The sequence below is a fragment of the Streptomyces sp. BI87 genome (assembly GCF_025957665.1).
GTDB lineage: Bacteria > Actinomycetota > Actinomycetes > Streptomycetales > Streptomycetaceae > Streptomyces > Streptomyces albidoflavus.
This window is the reverse complement of sequence record NZ_CP110079.1, coordinates 3,627,254-3,647,050: the sequence shown is the minus strand read 5'-3', so window position 1 is coordinate 3,647,050 and position 19,797 is coordinate 3,627,254. Positions and strand designations below refer to the sequence as shown.

Annotated in this window: 9 protein-coding genes, 3 rRNA genes and 1 pseudogene; 7 read left to right on the top strand and 6 right to left on the bottom strand. The window is 67.7% G+C overall.

Translation table 11 applies throughout. The features are described 5' to 3' along the window. The first annotated feature begins 68 nt into the window (after positions 1–68). The 5 genes and pseudogenes from OIM89_RS16045 to OIM89_RS16025 all read left to right on the top strand — a co-directional run bounded on the left by OIM89_RS16045 (position 69) and on the right by OIM89_RS16025 (position 6,908). A complete protein-coding gene (locus OIM89_RS16045) occupies positions 69–896 on the top strand; it encodes a hypothetical protein (RefSeq protein ID WP_030699883.1) in 828 nt (275 codons plus the stop codon). Next, positions 886–2,196 carry a hypothetical protein gene (locus tag OIM89_RS16040; RefSeq protein ID WP_030699882.1) on the top strand — a complete coding sequence of 437 codons (1,311 nt, stop codon included), beginning with the start codon at positions 886–888 and terminating at the stop codon, positions 2,194–2,196. Before OIM89_RS16045 ends, OIM89_RS16040 begins: the two co-directional genes overlap by 11 nt. Continuing rightward, positions 2,193–3,746, top strand: coding sequence for an SCO6880 family protein (locus OIM89_RS16035; protein ID WP_047470528.1), 1,554 nt, complete (start codon positions 2,193–2,195; stop codon positions 3,744–3,746). Before OIM89_RS16040 ends, OIM89_RS16035 begins: the two co-directional genes overlap by 4 nt. Before the next feature lie 36 nt (positions 3,747–3,782). After that, positions 3,783–5,237 carry an ATP-binding protein gene (locus OIM89_RS16030; protein ID WP_030699880.1) on the top strand — a complete coding sequence of 485 codons (1,455 nt, stop codon included), beginning with the start codon at positions 3,783–3,785 and terminating at the stop codon, positions 5,235–5,237. A gap of 1 nt (position 5,238) precedes the next feature. Then, positions 5,239–6,908: pseudogene (locus OIM89_RS16025) on the top strand (type VI secretion protein). Positions 6,909–7,028: 120 nt separating this feature from the next. On the opposite strand, the gene rrf reads toward OIM89_RS16025, so the two are convergent. From rrf to OIM89_RS16005, 4 genes are all read right to left on the bottom strand, one after another. Then, positions 7,029–7,145 (bottom strand): 5S ribosomal RNA (gene rrf, locus OIM89_RS16020). 96 nt (positions 7,146–7,241) lie between these two features. Continuing rightward, positions 7,242–10,362, bottom strand: a 23S ribosomal RNA gene (locus tag OIM89_RS16015). A gap of 321 nt (positions 10,363–10,683) precedes the next feature. Next, positions 10,684–12,208: ribosomal RNA gene (locus tag OIM89_RS16010) — 16S ribosomal RNA — on the bottom strand. Together the 16S, 23S and 5S rRNA genes form the textbook arrangement of a ribosomal RNA operon. 677 nt (positions 12,209–12,885) lie before the next feature. After that, the gene (locus OIM89_RS16005) at positions 12,886–13,431 is read right to left on the bottom strand and encodes a MarR family winged helix-turn-helix transcriptional regulator (RefSeq protein ID WP_047466521.1); all 546 of its coding nucleotides are present in this window, start codon (positions 13,429–13,431) and stop codon (positions 12,886–12,888) included. Between the two features lie 117 nt (positions 13,432–13,548). Between OIM89_RS16005 and OIM89_RS16000 the strand changes: the two genes are divergently transcribed. Next, positions 13,549–14,871: an MFS transporter gene (locus OIM89_RS16000; protein ID WP_030700079.1), complete on the top strand. Its 1,323-nt coding sequence runs from the start codon at positions 13,549–13,551 to the stop codon at positions 14,869–14,871. A gap of 53 nt (positions 14,872–14,924) precedes the next feature. Here OIM89_RS16000 and OIM89_RS15995 read toward each other — a convergent pair whose 3' ends face one another. Both OIM89_RS15995 and OIM89_RS15990 read right to left on the bottom strand, forming a co-directional pair. Then, positions 14,925–16,580 (bottom strand): SpoIIE family protein phosphatase, encoded by a 1,656-nt coding sequence (locus tag OIM89_RS15995; protein WP_030700080.1) that lies wholly within the window; start codon positions 16,578–16,580, stop codon positions 14,925–14,927. 270 nt (positions 16,581–16,850) lie between these two features. Continuing rightward, positions 16,851–18,335 (bottom strand): NAD(P)/FAD-dependent oxidoreductase, encoded by a 1,485-nt coding sequence (locus OIM89_RS15990; RefSeq protein WP_226965484.1) that lies wholly within the window; start codon positions 18,333–18,335, stop codon positions 16,851–16,853. Positions 18,336–18,763: 428 nt separating this feature from the next. Here OIM89_RS15990 and OIM89_RS15985 point away from each other — a divergent pair, with 428 nt between their 5' ends. Continuing rightward, the gene (locus tag OIM89_RS15985; protein ID WP_037665735.1) at positions 18,764–19,414 is read left to right on the top strand and encodes a TetR/AcrR family transcriptional regulator; all 651 of its coding nucleotides are present in this window, start codon (positions 18,764–18,766) and stop codon (positions 19,412–19,414) included. The last annotated feature ends 383 nt before the right edge of the window (positions 19,415–19,797 follow it).

Here is a 19,797-nt window from a genome sequence, read left to right as displayed (position 1 = left end):
GGACTACCGTCGTACGTAGCCCACCGGACGGTGCGGCCCTACGTCGACGCCGAGGGGGCGTACGCGGCATGAACCCGGGAGACGAACAGGGCTACGACACCGACGAGCGCTACGGCGGCACGGGCCAGACCCGCACCCGCCTCCCCGGCGACGAGGACACCTACGACACCGCGCGCCGCTCCATGCGCCCCTCCAGGAGCCTCATCACCGTCGTCGGCGTCGTCGTCCTCCTCATCGCCGCCATCGCCTTCGCCAACCAGAACACCGACAACCCGGGCACCCCCTCGGACGCCAGGGGGCCGGCCGCATCTCCGACGTCCCCCACGGGCACGGCTCCGGTGGACACCTCGACATCGGGCATCCCTACGGGACACCCCCAGACGAAACAGGGGGCGGAGAGCGCGGCGGCGAATTACGCGGTGGCTCTCGTCTCGGCGGAGATCATCAAGCCAACACGTCGCAGCGAGATCATCGACAGTGTCTTCGTCGCTGAGAAGAAAGATGAGCTCAAGGCGAAGTTCGACAGTGCGTACTCGGAGAAGTTCCTGAGCGATCTCGGGCTCGACGAGAACGGCGAGGCGCCCACAGGGTCCACCTACATCTCGAGGACAACACCGGTCGGCACCAAAGTCCGTAGCTTCTCCTCAAGCCAAGCTTCGCTCGAGGTGTGGTGCACGGGTGTTTACGGCACCGCAGGTGAAGACTCGCGAAACCCCGTGACCAGCGATTGGTTCACCCTCACTCTCGATCTTCGCTGGGCGGAAGACGACTGGAAGGTGGAGAGCTTCACGCAGGCCCCCGGGCCCGCCCCGGTGAATGGCGACAACCGCGTCTCCCCTGCGGACGAGATCTCCAAGGCCGTCGAAGGGTTCGGTGGATTCAGCTATGCGCGCTAGTGCACGGACTTTCAGGTACTCCGCGCTCGTCGCCGCGGTGCCGACAGGAATCCTGCTCACCGCAAGCCGGGCGTTCGCCGCGCCTGACCCCCCGGACGACGGTCGCTGCGACCTAGTTGTCGGCGCCGCCAAGGAGTTCTGCGAAAGCGAAGGTTCCTCCTCAGGAGCCGGCACCAGCTCAACCCCCGACCCCCTGGGCTCCACCCTCGACCCCCTCTCCTCCCTCGCCAAGGGCTGCGCCCAGGCCGCCGCCTGGACCGTCGACAAGCTCTCCGCCGCCGTCGACTCCACCGCCAACGTCGACTTCACCAACCCCCAGTTCCTCCAGCAGTACGCCGTCGTCTTCGCCGCCTCCACGGTCCTGACCCTGCTGCTCTGGCTCCTCGCCGTGGCCAAGCGCGCCGTCCGCGGCGTGCCGCTGACGACCGCGCTCTCCGAGGCGATCGGCTTCCTCTGGCTGACCGTGCTCGCCTCCGCCTTCACCCCCCTGATCCTCTACACCGTGGTCTCGGCGACGGACAGCGTCACCACGGTCCTGGCCAAGTCGACGGGCGGCCAGACCGAAGCCTTCTTCGGCACCTTCTCCGAGGCACTGAAGAAGGGCGAGGACATCGGAGGCGGCCCGATCATGCTGATCGTGGTCTCCCTCGTCTCGATCGTCGCCGCCGGCGTCCTCTGGCTCGAACTGGTGATCCGCGCCGCCCTCCTCTACGTCGGTGCCCTCCTCGGCACCGTCGTCTACGCCGGCTTGGTCGACAAGAACCTCTGGAAGCACGTCCGCCGCTGGGCGGGCATCATGATCGCCGTGATCCTGGTGAAGCCCGTGATCGTGATCGTGCTCGGCCTCGCCGGCGCGCTGTCCGCCGAGGATGGCCCCAACGCCTTCTCCGCGGTCGTCTCCGGCCTCGCCATCATCCTCCTCGCCATCTTCGCCAGCGCCATGATCTACCGCTTCGTCCCCGGCTTCGGCGACGAGATCGCCGCCTCCCGCAACAACCGCCTCTCCCAGGGCGCGGAGGGCCGCGCAGCCGCCGTCCTCTCCTCCCCCGCGGCCCTCGTCTCGCAGGGCATCAAGGCCCACAGCGGCCGGCAGAGCGGTGGCGACGGCGGCGGCGCCTCCCAGCCCCGCCCCGCCAACCAGGCGAGCGGCGGTATGGCCGCCCACGCCTCCCGAGGCGGCTCGGGCGGCGGCTCCCCCAGCGCGCCCCCTCCACGCTCGGGCAACCCGGTCAACAGCCCGCACGCCGGCTCCCGAGGCAGTTCCACCGGCTCCCCCCGCTCCGGAGGTGACGGGCGTTGACGACGACGTCCCACTCGATCGCACCGCGCCGTACGTATCTCATCGGCCGCGCCCGCCCCAACGCCGTCATTGGCAAGAACCGCGAGACCGGCGAGATCGTGCTGATCGTCTTCGGCGCGTTCCTCGGCATGATGTGCGGGCTGCTGGTGCCCACCCTCTCGGTACGCATCGCCCTCCTCGCGGGCCTGCCCATGGTCGGGCTGGCCGCCGTCTACGTCCCCTACAAGGGCCGCACGTTCTACAGGTGGTTCGAGATCAACCGGAGCTACAAGCGGATGCTGCGCCGCGGCACCACCTACCGTTCCTCCAGCGCCGAAGCAGGCACCCGCCTCGACGGCCGCGAGGTCGCCGTCGGCCCCCCGCCCGGAATCGGCCGCATCAACTGGCTCGCCGCCCCCTTCGGCCCCGACGAGATCGCCGTCCTGCTCCACGCCGACCGGCGGACCGTCACCGCCGCCATCGAGATCGAGGGCCCCGGCGTCGGCCTGCGCGACTCCGAGGACCAGGAAGCCCTCGTCGACCGCTTCGGCACCCTGCTGAAGCACGTCGCCAACGGCGACGGCTTCGTCACCCGCCTCCAGATGCTGGCCCGCACTCTTCCCGCCGACCCGGACGCGCACGCCAAGGACGTCGCCCAGCGCGGTGACTCCCGCTCCCCGGGCTGGCTCCAGAGCTCCTACGACCAGCTCCAGTCGATGGTCTCCACCTCCAGCGAGCAGCACCGCGCCTACCTGGTCGCCTGCATGCACTACTCCCGCGAGCTGGCCTCCGAGGCCAACGCCATGGCCCGCGCCTCCCGGCGCCAGGGCGGCGGCCGCCGCCTCGACCGCGACGCGGGCCTCGCGGTGGTCATGGCCCGTGAGCTCACCGACATCTGCTCGCGCCTCCAGGAGGCGGACATCCGCGTCCGCCAGCCCCTCGGCCAGAGCCGCCTCTCCTCCCTGATCCACTCCATGTACGACCCCGACCACCCGATCGACCACATCCAGGCCATGTCCCAGCGCAACGCCTGGCCCGCCGAGCTCGACGCCGTCGAGCCGACCTTCCTCAAGGCGAAGACCCGCGAGTCCACCACCCGGGCTCCCTGGTGCCACGCCACCGCCTGGGTGAAGGAGTGGCCGATGACCCCGGTGGGCGTCAACTTCCTCGCCCCTCTCCTCGTCCACACCCCGGACGTGATCCGGACGGTCGCCGTCACCATGGACCTGGAGCCGACCGAGGTCGCCATCGAGCGGATGCTGACCGAGAAGACCAACGACGACGCGGACGCCTCCCGCGCGGCCAAGATGAACCGCACCGTCGACCCGCGGGACGCCGCCGCCAACTCCCGCCTCGACCAGCGCGGCGAGGACCTGGCCAGCGGCGCCGCCGGCGTCAACCTCGTCGGCTACATCACGGTCTCCTCCCGCAACCCCGAGGCCCTCGCCCGCGACAAGCGCACCATCCGCGCCTCGGCCGGAAAGTCGTACCTGAAGCTGGAGTGGTGCGACCGCGAGCACCACCGCGCCTTCGTCAACACCCTGCCCTTCGCCACCGGCATCCGCCGCTGACCCCGTACGCCACGACCCGCTGAAGGAGGGCCTGCCATGCGCGATCCGCTGACCGCCCTGACGGACACGTTCACCTCGTTCCTCTTCGGCAAGGTGGAGACGACCCGGCTTCCCGTCCGCACCTCCACCGGACAGGCACAGGCCGTGTACCTGCCGACCGCCGCCCCCGGCCTCGGCGACTCGGGCGTGATCATCGGCCGCGAGGTCTACAGCGGCAAGGGGTACATCTACGACCCCTTCCAGCTCTACGGCCAGCAGCTGCCGGCGCCCCACTGGCTGGTCCTCGGCGAGTCCGGAAACGGCAAGTCCGCGCTGGAGAAGACGTACGTCCTGCGCCAGCTCCGCTTCCGCGACCGCCAGGTCGTCGTCCTGGACGCCCAGGGCGAGGACGGAGTCGGCGAGTGGAACCTCATCGCCGAGCAGCTGGGCATCACTCCCATCCGCCTCGACCCGACAGCCGCCCTCGACATGGGCATCCGCCTCAACCCGCTCGACCCCTCGATCACCACCACGGGCCAGCTGGCGCTGCTGCGCACCATCATCGAGGTCGCCATGGGCCACGGCCTCGACGAGCGCTCCGGCTTCGCCCTGAAGGTCGCCCACGCGTACGTCACCAACTCGGTCACCGACCGCCAGCCCGTCCTGACCGACATCGTCGACCAGCTCCGCCACCCGAAGCCGGAGTCGGCCGAGGCCATGAACGTCGCCATAGACGACGTGCGCGCCTGGGGCCTGGACGTGGCACTCGTCCTCGACCGGCTCGTCGACGGTGACCTGCGCGGCATGTTCGACGGCCCGACGACCGTCGGCATCGATCTCGACGCCCCCCTCATCGTCTTCGACCTCTCCCACATCGACCGGAACTCGATCGCCATGCCGATCCTCATGGCGATCGTCGGCGTCTGGCTGGAGCACACCTGGATCCGCCCCGACCGGAAGAAGCGCATCTTCCTGGTCGAAGAGGCCTGGCACATCATCAACTCGCCCTTCGTCGCCCAGCTCTTCCAGCGGCTGCTGAAGTTCGGGCGCCGTCTCGGCCTCTCCTTCGTAGCCGTGGTCCACCACCTCTCCGACGTGGTGGACGGCGCCGCGGCCAAGGAGGCCGCCGCCATCCTGAAGATGGCCTCCACCCGCACCATCTACGCCCAGAAGGCCGACGAGGCCCGCGCCACCGGCCGCGTCCTCGGTCTGCCCCGCTGGGCGGTGGAGATCATCCCGACCCTGACACCGGGCATCGCCGTGTGGGACGTCAACGGCAACGTGCAGGTCGTCAAACACCTGATCACGGAGACCGAACGCCCCCTCGTCTTCACCGACCGCGCCATGACGGAGTCCTCCGTCGACCCGGACGACCTGGGGTTCAACGCGGAGCTCCTCGCCGCCGAACAGGAGGCGGAAGAGCGAGCGGCCATGATGGAACAGCACGTACGGGCCCACTACCCCGACGCCGGACACCCCGGTTACCCCGAGTCGACGTCCACGGTGGCCTGAGATGGCCGCCGCACCCCGGGAGCACGGCTCCTCGGCAGACGCGGCACCCGCCCAGCGCGGCGTCCCCGACGGCCTGCTGATCGGCGTCCTCGCCTTCCTTCTGGCCTCCACCTGCCTGGTGTGGACGGCGACCGGCCTGGCCGGCCTCCTCAGCCACGGCGCCTGGCCGGACGGCGTGGAGTTCGCCCGCACTCCGGCAGCCCTCCGCTCCCTGCTCTCAGCCCCCCAGGACCTACCGGCCGCCTGGCCCGAGACGCCGCCCGGCCAGCTCTCCGGGTGGGGCCTCTTCTGGGGCCTGGCCATCGGCCAGCTCCTCCTGGTCCTCACTCTGGCGCTGGCTGTCGCCTTCTCTCTCGCCCGCCGCAAGGCCGCACGAAGGGACCGGGCCGCCCGCCACGACGACCTCCCTCCGAGCAACGCTCCTGCCGGCACACCGGCCCCCACCGAGCCGACTCTCCTGAAACCCACGCCCACGACCTCCGCACAGCACTCCGCATCGCCCTCCCCAGCCGCACCCAGGCCGGAGCCTTCCTCCTCCCGCACCTCCCCGTACGAGCCCGAGCCCCACCTGTCGCAGCAGGACCCGGATGTCCGATCGTTCGCGGCTGCCCCTCCGAGCACCCCCGTCGAAACGATGTTCCCCTCGCCACGACCGGAACAAGCCGCTCCCGCGTTCACTCGTTCGAGTGCTTACGGCACCGGCCTCCCAAAGTCGAGGTCGCAGCTCCAGCTCGGCTCCCGGGAAACCCGCCTCGAACTGGCCGTCCAGGCCCTTCAGTCGGCGGAGGGCGCCGCGCTCGTCGTCACCTCCGCCCCCACGCTCTGGGCCGGGACGAAGGACGCTCGCAGCAAGCTCGGGCCGGTCCACCTCTACGACCCGTCGCACCTGTGCGACACCCCGGACCGCCTCCGCTGGTCCCCGACCGCCGGGTGCCAGGACATGGCCACAGCCACGGCCAGGTCCGTCGCCCTCCTCGCGCCGGTTAAGCCGCACTCTCCTCTGGACGCCGCCGTCGCCGACACCGCCCAGACGCTCCTCCGGTGCTTCCTGCACGCCGCGGAGACCGCCGGCAAGGGCATCAAGCGCCTCCACCGCTGGTCCCAAGGCAGCCAGCTCCAGGAGGCCGTGACGACCCTTCGGACGCACCCCCGCGCGGCGGCGGGCAGTGCCGGCGAACTGGAGAGCGCCCTCACCGCCCACCCGGTACGCCGGGACCAGGCACTCCAGCTCATCGCCAAGACCCTGGCCTCGCTCAGCACCGTCCACATCCGCAACGCATGCGTGCCGAACCGCTCCGACATCACGGCGGTGGAGTCATTCGTCACCGAAGGGGGCACTCTTTACGTGGTGGGCGAGTCCGTCGAGGACCCGAAGTCCCATCCGGGCGCGGTGCCCCTGGTCACCGCGTTCGCCTCATACGTGGTCGAGCACGGCCGCCGCGTGGCCGCACGGTCACCCGCCGGGTGGCCGCACGGTCACCCGCCGGCCGGCTCGACCCACCAGCCCTCCTGCTTCTGGAGGACCTTGCCGCCGTCGCGCCCTTGCCGCAGCTCTCCGAGCTTCTCGCCGCAGGCCCCCAAGAGGGCATCCACCCCCTCGTCCTGCTCCGCTCCGAGGAACAGGCCAGGAGCCGCTGGCCTGGCAAGCCCTCCCTCTTCAAGACCCCTTGAAAGCAGTCCAGAACACAAAAAAGCCCGGGTGGTGAGAAACGACTTTTCGTTTCTCACCACCCGGGCGACAAAAGTGGTGGTCCCCGGACCGAAATCCGGGGACCACCACTTTGAATAATAGTTCGGCGGCGTCCTACTCTCCCACAGGGTCCCCCCTGCAGTACCATCGGCGCTGTAAGGCTTAGCTTCCGGGTTCGGAATGTAACCGGGCGTTTCCCTCACGCTATGACCACCGAAACACTACGAAACACACCAGCAACCACAACCCACCTCTAGACAGGTATGTGATTGGTGTTCGTGGTTTCAGAACCAACACAGTGGACGCGAGCAACTGAGGACAAGCCCTCGGCCTATTAGTACCGGTCAACTCCACCCCTTACAGGGCTTCCATATCCGGCCTATCAACCCAGTCGTCTACTGGGAGCCTTACCCTCTCAAGGAGGTGGGAATACTCATCTCGAAGCAGGCTTCCCGCTTAGATGCTTTCAGCGGTTATCCGTCCCGAACGTAGCCAACCAGCCATGCCCTTGGCAGAACAACTGGCACACCAGAGGTTCGTCCGTCCCGGTCCTCTCGTACTAGGGACAGCCCTTCTCAATATTCCTACGCGCACAGCGGATAGGGACCGAACTGTCTCACGACGTTCTAAACCCAGCTCGCGTACCGCTTTAATGGGCGAACAGCCCAACCCTTGGGACCGACTCCAGCCCCAGGATGCGACGAGCCGACATCGAGGTGCCAAACCATCCCGTCGATATGGACTCTTGGGGAAGATCAGCCTGTTATCCCCGGGGTACCTTTTATCCGTTGAGCGACGGCGCTTCCACAAGCCACCGCCGGATCACTAGTCCCGACTTTCGTCCCTGCTCGACCCGTCGGTCTCACAGTCAAGCTCCCTTGTGCACTTACACTCAACACCTGATTACCAACCAGGCTGAGGGAACCTTTGGGCGCCTCCGTTACTCTTTAGGAGGCAACCGCCCCAGTTAAACTACCCATCAGACACTGTCCCTGATCCGGATCACGGACCCAGGTTAGACATCCAGCACGACCAGAGTGGTATTTCAACGACGACTCCACACACACTGGCGTGCATGCTTCACAGTCTCCCACCTATCCTACACAAGCCGAACCGAACACCAATATCAAACTGTAGTAAAGGTCCCGGGGTCTTTCCGTCCTGCTGCGCGAAACGAGCATCTTTACTCGTAATGCAATTTCACCGGGCCTATGGTTGAGACAGTCGAGAAGTCGTTACGCCATTCGTGCAGGTCGGAACTTACCCGACAAGGAATTTCGCTACCTTAGGATGGTTATAGTTACCACCGCCGTTTACTGGCGCTTAAGTTCTCAGCTTCGCCACACCGAAATGTGACTAACCGGTCCCCTTAACGTTCCAGCACCGGGCAGGCGTCAGTCCGTATACATCGCCTTACGGCTTCGCACGGACCTGTGTTTTTAGTAAACAGTCGCTTCTCGCTGGTCTCTGCGGCCACACCCAGCTCACCGAGTAAATCGGATCACCAGACATGGCCCCCCTTCTCCCGAAGTTACGGGGGCATTTTGCCGAGTTCCTTAACCATAGTTCACCCGAACGCCTCGGTATTCTCTACCTGACCACCTGAGTCGGTTTAGGGTACGGGCCGCCATGAAACTCGCTAGAGGCTTTTCTCGACAGCATAGGATCATCCACTTCACCACAATCGGCTCGGCATCAGGTCTCAGACTATTGCCAGACGGATTTACCTACCTGACGTCCTACACCCTTACCCCGGGACAACCACCGCCCGGGATGGACTACCTTCCTGCGTCACCCCATCACTCACCTACTACCAGCTCGGGCCACCGGCTCCACCACTTTCCATTCCCCGAAGGGTCCGGAACGGCTTCACGGGCTTAGCATCACTGGATTCAATGTTTGACGCTTCACAGCGAGTACCGGAATATCAACCGGTTATCCATCGACTACGCCTGTCGGCCTCGCCTTAGGTCCCGACTTACCCTGGGCAGATCAGCTTGACCCAGGAACCCTTAGTCAATCGGCGCACACGTTTCTCACGTGTGAATCGCTACTCATGCCTGCATTCTCACTCGTGAACCGTCCACAACTCGCTTCCACGGCTGCTTCACCCGGCACACGACGCTCCCCTACCCATCACAGCGGGCGTTGGCCCTCATGCTGCAATGACACGACTTCGGCGGTACGCTTGAGCCCCGCTACATTGTCGGCGCGGAATCACTAGACCAGTGAGCTATTACGCACTCTTTCAAGGGTGGCTGCTTCTAAGCCAACCTCCTGGTTGTCTCTGCGACTCCACATCCTTTCCCACTTAGCGTACGCTTAGGGGCCTTAGTCGATGCTCTGGGCTGTTTCCCTCTCGACCATGGAGCTTATCCCCCACAGTCTCACTGCCGCGCTCTCACTTACCGGCATTCGGAGTTTGGCTAAGGTCAGTAACCCGGTAGGGCCCATCGCCTATCCAGTGCTCTACCTCCGGCAAGAAACACACGACGCTGCACCTAAATGCATTTCGGGGAGAACCAGCTATCACGGAGTTTGATTGGCCTTTCACCCCTAACCACAGGTCATCCCCCAGGTTTTCAACCCTGGTGGGTTCGGTCCTCCACGACCTCTTACAGCCGCTTCAACCTGCCCATGGCTAGATCACTCCGCTTCGGGTCTAGAGCGTGCAACTCAAACGCCCTCTTCGGACTCGCTTTCGCTACGGCTTCCCCACACGGGTTAACCTCGCTACACACCGCTAACTCGCAGGCTCATTCTTCAAAAGGCACGCAGTCACGACGCACCGAGCAAGCTCGATGCGCGACGCTCCCACGGCTTGTAGGCACACGGTTTCAGGTACTATTTCACTCCGCTCCCGCGGTACTTTTCACCATTCCCTCACGGTACTATCCGCTATCGGTCACCAGGGAATATTTAGGCTTAGCGGGTGGTCCCGCCAGATTCACACGGGATTTCTCGGGCCCCGTGCTACTTGGGTGTCTCTCAAACGAGCCGCTGATGTTTCGACTACGGGGTCTTACCCTCTACGCCGGACCTTTCGCATGTCCTTCGCCTACATCAACGGTTTCTGACTCGTCCCACGGTAAGCAGACCGTAGAAGAGAGATCCCACAACCCCGCATGCGCAACCCCTGCCGGGTATCACACACATACGGTTTGGCCTCATCCAGTTTCGCTCGCCACTACTCCCGGAATCACGGTTGTTTTCTCTTCCTGCGGGTACTGAGATGTTTCACTTCCCCGCGTTCCCTCCACACTGCCTATGAGTTCAGCAGCGGGTGACAGCCCATGACGACTGCCGGGTTTCCCCATTCGGAAACCCCCGGATCAAAGCCTGGTTGACGACTCCCCGGGGACTATCGTGGCCTCCCACGTCCTTCATCGGTTCCTGGTGCCAAGGCATCCACCGTGCGCCCTTAAAAACTTGGCCACAGATGCTCGCGTCCACTGTGCAGTTCTCAAACAACGACCAACCACCCACCACCCCGAGACATACATCCCGAGTTCACTGGGGAAGCAACCGAAGAAACAGCCACATCGTGGCCGCTCCCTCAGACACCCAACAGCGTGCCCGACACCTTCCATCCCCTTGAACTGTTTTCCACGCCGAAGCAGTACTCACAGTCCCAGCAGACCGAATGTGCCGAATAGTCAACGTTCCACCCATGAGCAACCAGCATCAGACGTTCGCTGATGAACTGGCCTCTGGACCACCAAGCCCGAGGGCCGGCAGTCAAGAAGTGCTCCTTAGAAAGGAGGTGATCCAGCCGCACCTTCCGGTACGGCTACCTTGTTACGACTTCGTCCCAATCGCCAGTCCCACCTTCGACAGCTCCCTCCCACAAGGGGTTGGGCCACCGGCTTCGGGTGTTACCGACTTTCGTGACGTGACGGGCGGTGTGTACAAGGCCCGGGAACGTATTCACCGCAGCAATGCTGATCTGCGATTACTAGCGACTCCGACTTCATGGGGTCGAGTTGCAGACCCCAATCCGAACTGAGACCGGCTTTTTGAGATTCGCTCCACCTCACGGTATCGCAGCTCATTGTACCGGCCATTGTAGCACGTGTGCAGCCCAAGACATAAGGGGCATGATGACTTGACGTCGTCCCCACCTTCCTCCGAGTTGACCCCGGCGGTCTCCCGTGAGTCCCCAGCACCACAAGGGCCTGCTGGCAACACGGGACAAGGGTTGCGCTCGTTGCGGGACTTAACCCAACATCTCACGACACGAGCTGACGACAGCCATGCACCACCTGTACACCGACCACAAGGGGGCGCCTGTCTCCAGACGTTTCCGGTGTATGTCAAGCCTTGGTAAGGTTCTTCGCGTTGCGTCGAATTAAGCCACATGCTCCGCCGCTTGTGCGGGCCCCCGTCAATTCCTTTGAGTTTTAGCCTTGCGGCCGTACTCCCCAGGCGGGGCACTTAATGCGTTAGCTGCGGCACGGACAACGTGGAATGTTGCCCACACCTAGTGCCCACCGTTTACGGCGTGGACTACCAGGGTATCTAATCCTGTTCGCTCCCCACGCTTTCGCTCCTCAGCGTCAGTATCGGCCCAGAGATCCGCCTTCGCCACCGGTGTTCCTCCTGATATCTGCGCATTTCACCGCTACACCAGGAATTCCGATCTCCCCTACCGAACTCTAGCCTGCCCGTATCGACTGCAGACCCGGGGTTAAGCCCCGGGCTTTCACAACCGACGTGACAAGCCGCCTACGAGCTCTTTACGCCCAATAATTCCGGACAACGCTTGCGCCCTACGTATTACCGCGGCTGCTGGCACGTAGTTAGTCGGCGCTTCTTCTGCAGGTACCGTCACTTTCGCTTCTTCCCTGCTGAAAGAGGTTTACAACCCGAAGGCCGTCATCCCTCACGCGGCGTCGCTGCATCAGGCTTTCGCCCATTGTGCAATATTCCCCACTGCTGCCTCCCGTAGGAGTCTGGGCCGTGTCTCAGTCCCAGTGTGGCCGGTCGCCCTCTCAGGCGCTACCCGTCGTCGCCTTGGTGAGCCACTACCTCACCAACAAGCTGATAGGCCGCGGGCTCATCCTGCACCGCCGGAGCTTTACACCATCCACCATGCGGCAGACGGTCATATCCGGTATTAGACCCCGTTTCCAGGGCTTGTCCCAGAGTGCAGGGCAGATTGCCCACGTGTTACTCACCCGTTCGCCACTAATCCCCGCCCGAAAGCGGTTCATCGTTCGACTTGCATGTGTTAAGCACGCCGCCAGCGTTCGTCCTGAGCCAGGATCAAACTCTCCGTGAATGTGTACCCGTAATCGGGTGCAACAGACATGAGAGCGGTGCGACAAGGAGGAATAGTCCCTGTCGCACACAGCGTCCTCGCTGTTGTATTTCAAAGGAACCTCAACCAACCAGAAACCTGGCCGGTCGGGGTATCAACATATCTGGCGTTGACTTTTAGCACGCTGTTGAGTTCTCAAGGAACGGACGCTTCCTTTGTACTCACCCTCTCGGGCTTTCCTCCGGGCGCTTCCCTTCGGTATTTCGTGTTTCCGACTCTATCAGACTCTTTCGTGTCCGATTTCCTCGGTGCCTTTCCGGTGCCAGCTGCGCGTTTCCGCTTCGCTTTTCCCTTTCGGCGGTTCCGACTCTATCAGATCCTTTCGGGCCTGATTCCCAGTCAGCGGGATTCGTCTTCGCGGCTGTTGGGCCGTTCCGACGTCCAGAACCCTAGTGGATTCCCGCCGCAACTCATAATCGGGCCGATGTGGTCCGAGCGAGATGCGTCAGCTCCGGAAAACGAATTCCAGGCAGCCATGACGGCATGCCGGGGATCTTCCCGTAAGGGATCTTGCTGGGGTGTGGAGTGCCGCGACCTAGCGCGACTGAGGTGCTGCCCGAAGCGCCTGTCGGGCTGCGGCAGCTCGGAGTACCTTACGGATCAGGCCGGGGCGTGTCAACCCCGTCCTGCGGCTCGTATCAGTCCAGGTCAGCGAGCCGGCCCTCGGCGTCCGGCTGGGCGTCCTCGACCCTGCGCAGCAGCCGGGTCAGCACCTCGCCGAGCTTGTTCCGCTCGCCGTCGTCGAGGTCCTGGAGCAGCTCCTCCTCGAAGACGGTGGCGAGCCGCATGGCGTCGAGCCACTTCTCGCGGCCCTCGGTCGTGATCTCCACGATGACCCGGACCCGGTTCGCCTCGTCGCGGTCCCGGGTGACCAGGCCCTCCGCGACCATGCGGTCGATGCGGTGGGTCATGGCGGCGGGGGTCAGGCCCAGGCGCTTGGCCAGCTCGCCCGGGCCCAGTCGGTACGGGGCGCCGGAGAGAACGAGGGCCTTGAGGACCTCCCACTCGGCGTTGGTGAGGTCGAGGGCGGCGGTCTGCCGGTTGTAGGCGACGTTCATCCGCCGGTTGAGGCGCCCCAGGGCCGAGACGATCTGCTCCACCTGGGGGTCGAGGTCCTGAAACTCCCGCTGGTACGCGGCGATCTGTTCCTCGATGGACGGCTCGGCGTCAGGGGTGTCGGCCATGGGCGGCAGTATGGCACGGCTCGCCTTGGCGTTGAAGTCCTTCAGTGTGTATCGTTTAGCTTCGAAGTTTAGCTCTGAAGTCTTACGACTCTAAGGCAGGTGAAAGTGACCAGGGCGATGGGTGCGGCGCTGCACAGGATTCAGCTGGGCAGTGCCCTCGCTGCGTTCGGGATCGGGTTCACGGTCCCGTTCCTCTACGTCTACGTGGCGCAGGTGCGTGGGCTGGGCGCGGGTACGGCGGGGTTCGTCCTCGCCGCGTTCGCGATGGCGGCGCTGGTCGTCCTGCCGGTGGTGGGGCGGGTGATCGACCGGCGCGGGCCGCTGCCCGTCGTCGTGGCCGCCTCCGTTCTGGGCGCGGTGGGCGCCCTCTGCCTCGGGTTCGCCTCGACCGCGGTGACCGCGGTGCTGGCGGCGACGCTGCTGGGCGCCGGTTCGGCCGTGCTCCAGCCGGCCCTGGCCACGATGATCGTCTGGTGCTCCACGCCGCTGACCCGCACCCGGGCCTTCACCATGCAGTTCTTCCTGCAGAATCTGGGCCTCGGCGTGGGCGGGCTCATCGGTGGCCAGATCGTGGACGAGCACCGGGCGGGGTCGTTCCTGCTGCTCTTCTCGATCGAAGCGGTGATGTTCCTGGTGCTGGCCGGCGTCGCGCTCACCGTGCGCCTGCCGCAGAGCCCGGTCATCACGGACCAGGCGCCCGGGGCCGAGGCTCCGGCCGGTGGCGGGGGCATACGGGCGCTGCTCCGCCACCGCGCCATGGTGCAGCTGTGCGTGCTGGGTTTCGTGCTCTTCTTCGCCTGCTACGGCCAGTTCGAGTCGGGCCTGTCCGCCTACGGCGTGGAAGCGGCCGGGATCTCCCCGTCGACGCTGGGGGTGGCGCTGGCGGCCAACACCGCGATGATCGTGATCGCGCAGTTCGCGGTCCTGAAGCTGGTCGAGCGGCGCCGGCGCAGCCGGGTCGTGGCGCTGGTCGGGCTGATCTGGACGGTGGCGTGGCTGGCCGCCGGTTACGCCGGTCTCGGACACGGCAGCGAGGCCATGGCGACGGCCGCCTTCATCTCCACGTACGCGCTCTTCGGGCTCGGTGAGGCGATGCTGGCGCCGACGGTGGCGCCGCTGGTGGCGGACCTGGCTCCCGCGCGGATGGTGGGGCAGTACAACTCGGCCTTCGCGCTGGTGAAGCAGTTGGCGCTGGCGGTGGGGCCCGCGGTGGGCGGGCCGATGGGGGCGACGCTGCACGGGCCGTACATCGTGACGTTCGTGCTGTTCTCGCTGCTGATCTCGGTGCTGGCGCTGCGGCTGGGGCGGGTGCTGCTGCCTCAGCAGGACAAGCCGGAGCCGGTGGGGAGCCGGGTGGTCGCGGTGGGGCGGCCCGAGGAGGGCGGCGTGGCGGCCGTACCGGTCGTGGGGACGGCCGAGTCGACGCCGTCGCGCGTGTAGGAGGCGTAGGGAGCGCGTCCGTCCCCGGCAGGGGGCGGGCGCGCTTTCGTGTGTCAGGTGGTGGGGAGGGCGAATTCGCACCAGACGGACTTGCCGCCGCCGGGGGTGCGTCTGCTGCCCCAGCTGGAGGCGATGGTGGCGATGATCGCGATCCCGCGGCCGGCCTCGTCGCCCGCGTCGGCGCGGCGGCGGCGCGGGAGGTGGTCGTCGCCGTCGGTGACCTCGATGATCAGGCGGCGGTCGGTCCTGCGGAGCCTGAGGCGCATCGGCGGGGTGCCGTGCTGGAGGGAGTTGGCGACCAGTTCGCTGGCGGCGAGGACCCCGAGGTCGTGGAGGTCGGGCGGGAACCGCCAGCTGGTGAGGACGCCGGAGGCGAAGGCGCGGGCCCGGGGTGCGGCCTCGACGCCGCCGAGCAGGTCGAGGGCGGCGTTCCGGAAGAGTTCCGCGTCGCCGCCGACGCGGGCGGGGTGCTGGAGGACGAGGACGGCGACGTCGTCGTCGTGGGTCTCGGTGACGCCGAGGGCGCGCATCAGCCGGTCGCAGACGACCTTGGGGCTGCCGGTGGCTCCGGCGAGGGCTGCTTCGAGTTGATGGAGGCCCTCGTCGATGTCGGCGTCGCGGCGCTCCACCAGCCCGTCGGTGTAGAGGACGGCGGTGGAGCCGGGGGCGAGCGGGATGGTGTCGGAGGTGTGCAGCCAGCCACCGGTGCCGAGCGGCGGACCGGTGGGTTCCGGTGCGCGGTGGATGGCGCCGTGCTCGTCGCGGACCAGGATCGGCAGGTGGCCGGCGGAGGCGTAGACGAGGCGGCCCTCGTTGGGGTCGTGGACGGCGTAGACGCAGGTGGCGATCTGGCTGGGGTCGATCTCGGTGGCGAGGCCGTCAAGGAGCTGGAGGACCTCGTGCGGGGGCAGGTCGAGGCGGGCGTAGGCGCGGACGGCGGTGCGCAGCTGGCCCATGACGGCGGCGGCGCGGACCCCGCGGCCCATGACGTCGCCGATGACCAGGGCGGTGCGTCCGCCGCCGAGGGTGATCACGTCGTACCAGTCGCCGCCGACCGCCGCGTCGGCGCCGCCGGGCTGGTAGGTGGCGGCGATGCGCAGGTCGTCGGGTTGTTCGAGTTCCTGCGGGAGGAGGGAGCGCTGGAGGGTGACGGCGGTCTCGCGCTGGCGGCGTTCGCTGGCGCGCAGCCGTTCGGCGGCGTCGGCCTGGTCGGTGACGTCGGCGGCGAAGACGAGGACCCCGGATTCGGCGCTCTGGGCGTCGCCGTCCTCGGCCTGCGCGCCGCTGTCGTCGGCGGTGGGGACGGTGATCGGGGTGCAGGTGAAGGTGTACGAGCGGCCGCCGGGAAGTCGGCGTGATTTGACCGTGCGGGGGCGGCCGCTGCGCAGGACCTGGTCGAGGAGGGTCAGGAGCCCCAGCTCTTCGAGTTCCGGCATGGTCTCGTCGGCCGGGGTGCCGATCGGGCGGACGCCGAACGCCTCGGTGTAGGCGTCGTTGACGTACGCGATGTGGTGCGCGGGGCCCTGGAGGACCGCGACGAGGGCCGGGACGCGGTCCAGGACGGCGCGTACGGGCAGGTCTTCGAGGCGGGCGGCGGGCCCGGTGGGGTCGGTGCCCGCGCGGGCGGCCGGGACGGCGCCGGTGTCGGCGCGCCGGGTGGTGCGGCGTTGGGTGCCGGGGAACCGGGGGCTCCATCGCGTGAAGTTCACCGATTCTCGCCTCGTGTTGTCGTGTGCGGGGAGTGAGGGTTGGGGCGGGTGAGGACCGCCCGGTCCGGGTGGGGGCCGGAACGGGGGATTCCCGGTGGGCGCTGGATCATGCCTGCTGTGTCGCTTCCGGTGGGGCGTCGCCCGTCCGGGGCCGGTGGCGGCCGGGCGGTGCCCGGCGGTCCGGAGCCGGACCATCGTCACACGGCCGGCCGGGCGGACCCGGTCGATTCCGTCAGACGCCGGTTGTCCGAGGGGGGTTCCGTATCGGCGTCAGGAGGACTCGTTCGGGCGTTTGTTCCCGGCCGCGAGTTCGAATTCCGCACGGGGATGCTCCAGGGAGCCGAGGGAGACGACTTCGCGTTTGAAGAGGCCCGAGAGGGTCCATTCGGCCAGGACACGGGCCTTCCGGTTGAAGGTGGGGAGCCGCCCGAGGTGGTAGGCGCGGTGCATGAGCCACGCGGGATAGCCCTTCAGCTTGCGCCCGTAGACGTGGGCGACGCCCTTGTGCAGCCCCAGCGAGGCGACCGATCCGGCGTAGGCGTGCCGGTACGGCCGCGGGGCCTCGCCGCGCAGCGTGGCCAGCAGGTTGTCGGCGAGCACCTTGGCCTGGCGGACGGCGTGCTGGGCGTTGGGGGCGCATTCGGGCACGCCGGGGGGTGCGGTGGGGCGCGCGGAGGGATCGGGGTCGGGGCCACCGTCCGCTCCGGCCGGGGCGCCCGCTCCGTCGGCCGGCTCCCGCACCACGGGCCCGACAGTGAGATCGGGTACGGCGGCGGCGTCCCCGGCGGCCCAGGCGTGCGGCGTGCCGACGACGGCGAGTTCGGGCGTGCAGCGCAGTCGGCCCCGCCCGTCGAGCGGCAGGTCGGTCGCGGCCAGCACGGGGTGGGGTTTGACGCCGGCGGTCCACACCAGGGTGCGGGTGGGGTGCCGGGAGCCGTCGCTGAGCACGGCCACCCGGCGTTCGCAGCTCTCCAGGCGCGTGGTGAGCCGTACGTCGATCTTGCGGCGGCGCAGCTCGCGGAGGGCGTAGCGGCCCATGTCGGGGCCGACCTCGGGCAGGACCCGGTCGGCGGCCTCGACCAGGAGCCACTTCAGGTCCTCGGGCTGGATGTTGTGGTAGTGCCGGGTGGCGTACCGGGCCATGTCCTCCAGTTCGCCGAGCGCCTCCACGCCCGCGTAGCCGCCGCCGACGAAGACGAAGGTCAGGGCGGCGTCGCGGAGGGCGGGGTCGCGGGTGGAGGAGGCGATGTCCATCTGTTCGAGGACGTGGTTGCGCAGGCCGATGGCCTCCTCGACGGTCTTGAAGCCGATGCCGTGGTGGGCGAGGCCGGGGACGGGCAGGGTCCGCGAGACCGAGCCGGGGGCCATGACCAGTTCGTCGTAGCGCACTTCGAGCGGGCCGGCGCCCTCGTCGTCGGTGGCCTTGGTGCGGACGTGGGCGGTACGCGCGGCGTGGTCGACCGTGACGGCCTCGCCGACCAGCAGGCGGCAGCCGCGCAGGACGCGGCGGAGCGGCACGACCACATGGCGCGGCGAGATGGAGCCGGCCGCCGCCTCGGGCAGGAACGGCTGGTACGTCATGTACGGCTCGGGGGCGACGAGGACGATCTCCGTCTCCCCGGGTCTGCTCTTCGCACGCAGCCGCAGAGCGGTGTACATGCCGACGCAGCCGCCGCCCACGATGAGGATGCGTGCCGGTGCGCTGCCGGAGGTCGTGTCCCGGGATTTCGAGGCCTTCACCTTCCCATGACGCATCGGCGGACGGACTTTGTCCACAGGCCCGACGATTCGTATGACCGGACAGCCGGAAAGGCCGGGGAGCCGCCCGAGGTTGGCCGGATTCGAAGTTACGCAGGTCAGCCCGATGGTAACCAGCGGTCACAGGGGGTGCATTGCGGGGTGAACCGGTGCGTACTTCGATCAGGGCGCGCCACGCCCGGAACGGGCCCCTTCTGAATTGACTCCGGCTCAACTATGTTCGTGAGCCGTCGGGGTGCTGGGGGGTGCCCGCAGGGCTGGCCGCTCCTCAGACTCGCGACTCACATATGGCGGGGAGTCTCCGGGGGGAGACGCCATGACCGGGGGAACGCATGCATATTCAGGACTCTCAGTGGCCGGCGACGACATCGACGGCCCCCAGAACCGCACCGTCCGGCCCGGCCGGCCGTTCGGCACCCTTGCGGGTGGACGCCCAGCGCAATCTGGAGCACGTGCTCCGCGCCGCCCGCGAGGTCTTCGGTGAGCTCGGGTACGGCGCGCCGATGGAGGACGTCGCGCGCCGCGCCCGCGTCGGGGTCGGCACGGTCTACCGCCGCTTCCCCAGCAAGGACGTGCTGGTCCGGCGGATCGCCGAGGAGGAGACGGCCCGCCTGACCGACCAGGCGCGGGCGGCGCTGGGCCAGGAGGACGAGCCGTGGTCGGCGCTCTCCCGCTTCCTGCGCACCTCGGTCGAGTCGGGCGCGGGCCGGCTGCTGCCGCCCAGGATGCTCCGCGTCGAGGTGGGTACGGCGCTGACCGGCCAGGACCCCGCCCGGGTGCCCCAGCAGCGCCAGGCCGAGCCCGGTACGGGCGGCGAGCTGCGGCTGGTCGAGCAGCGGGAGGCGCCCGAGGCCGAGCAGGACTCGGCGGGGACGGGCGCGCTGCTCGACGTCGTCGGCCGGCTGGTCGAGCGGGCCCGCGAGGCGGGCGAGCTGCGGTCCGACGTGACTGTCGCCGACGTCCTGCTGGTGATCGCCACGGCTGCGCCGGCGCTTCCGGACACGGCCCAGCAGGCCGCCGCCTCCGAGCGGTTGCTGGAGATCCTGCTGGAGGGCCTGCGCTCGCGGCCTGCCTGACCTCGGAGTTCGCCGTGATCCCACCGGGCCGGTGAGGTGGCCCGGTTCCGCTCCCGCCCGTCGGCCCCGCCCGCTTCTGCTCGGACGGGGCGCGGTCTGGCCCGGGTGGGTGTGCCGCGGCTCCGCCCTGCCTCCGGGCACACCATCCCGTTCCCTCTCCGACGTGCCCGCCCAGACGCCCGTGCCGCGCCCGCGTCCGCGTGGACCTGAGGCGCGGACGGGAGCGCCCTCCCGGGCCGTGCGCCCCGGGCGCCCTCCGCCGGGTTCCGGCTCCGCCACCAGGCACGAAGGGCCGCGCCGGCGACCCGCTGCGCCCTGGGCCCCCGCTGCGCGGCGCATGATCCCCCGCCGGGTGGGCCGGCGTGAAGGGAGAGGCCGCGAAA

What these genes read in the sequence shown, in the direction of transcription:
- OIM89_RS16000 (WP_030700079.1), top strand. Translation starts at nt 13,549, where the DNA reads ATGGGTGCGGCGCTGCACAGGATTCAGCTGGGCAGTGCCCTCGCTGCG.
- OIM89_RS16030 (WP_030699880.1), top strand. Translation starts at nt 3,783, where the DNA reads ATGCGCGATCCGCTGACCGCCCTGACGGACACGTTCACCTCGTTCCTC.
- OIM89_RS15990 (WP_226965484.1), bottom strand. Translation starts at nt 18,335, where the DNA reads ATGCGTCATGGGAAGGTGAAGGCCTCGAAATCCCGGGACACGACCTCC.
- OIM89_RS16005 (WP_047466521.1), bottom strand. Translation starts at nt 13,431, where the DNA reads ATGGCCGACACCCCTGACGCCGAGCCGTCCATCGAGGAACAGATCGCC.
- OIM89_RS16045 (WP_030699883.1), top strand. Translation starts at nt 69, where the DNA reads ATGAACCCGGGAGACGAACAGGGCTACGACACCGACGAGCGCTACGGC.
- OIM89_RS16040 (WP_030699882.1), top strand. Translation starts at nt 886, where the DNA reads ATGCGCGCTAGTGCACGGACTTTCAGGTACTCCGCGCTCGTCGCCGCG.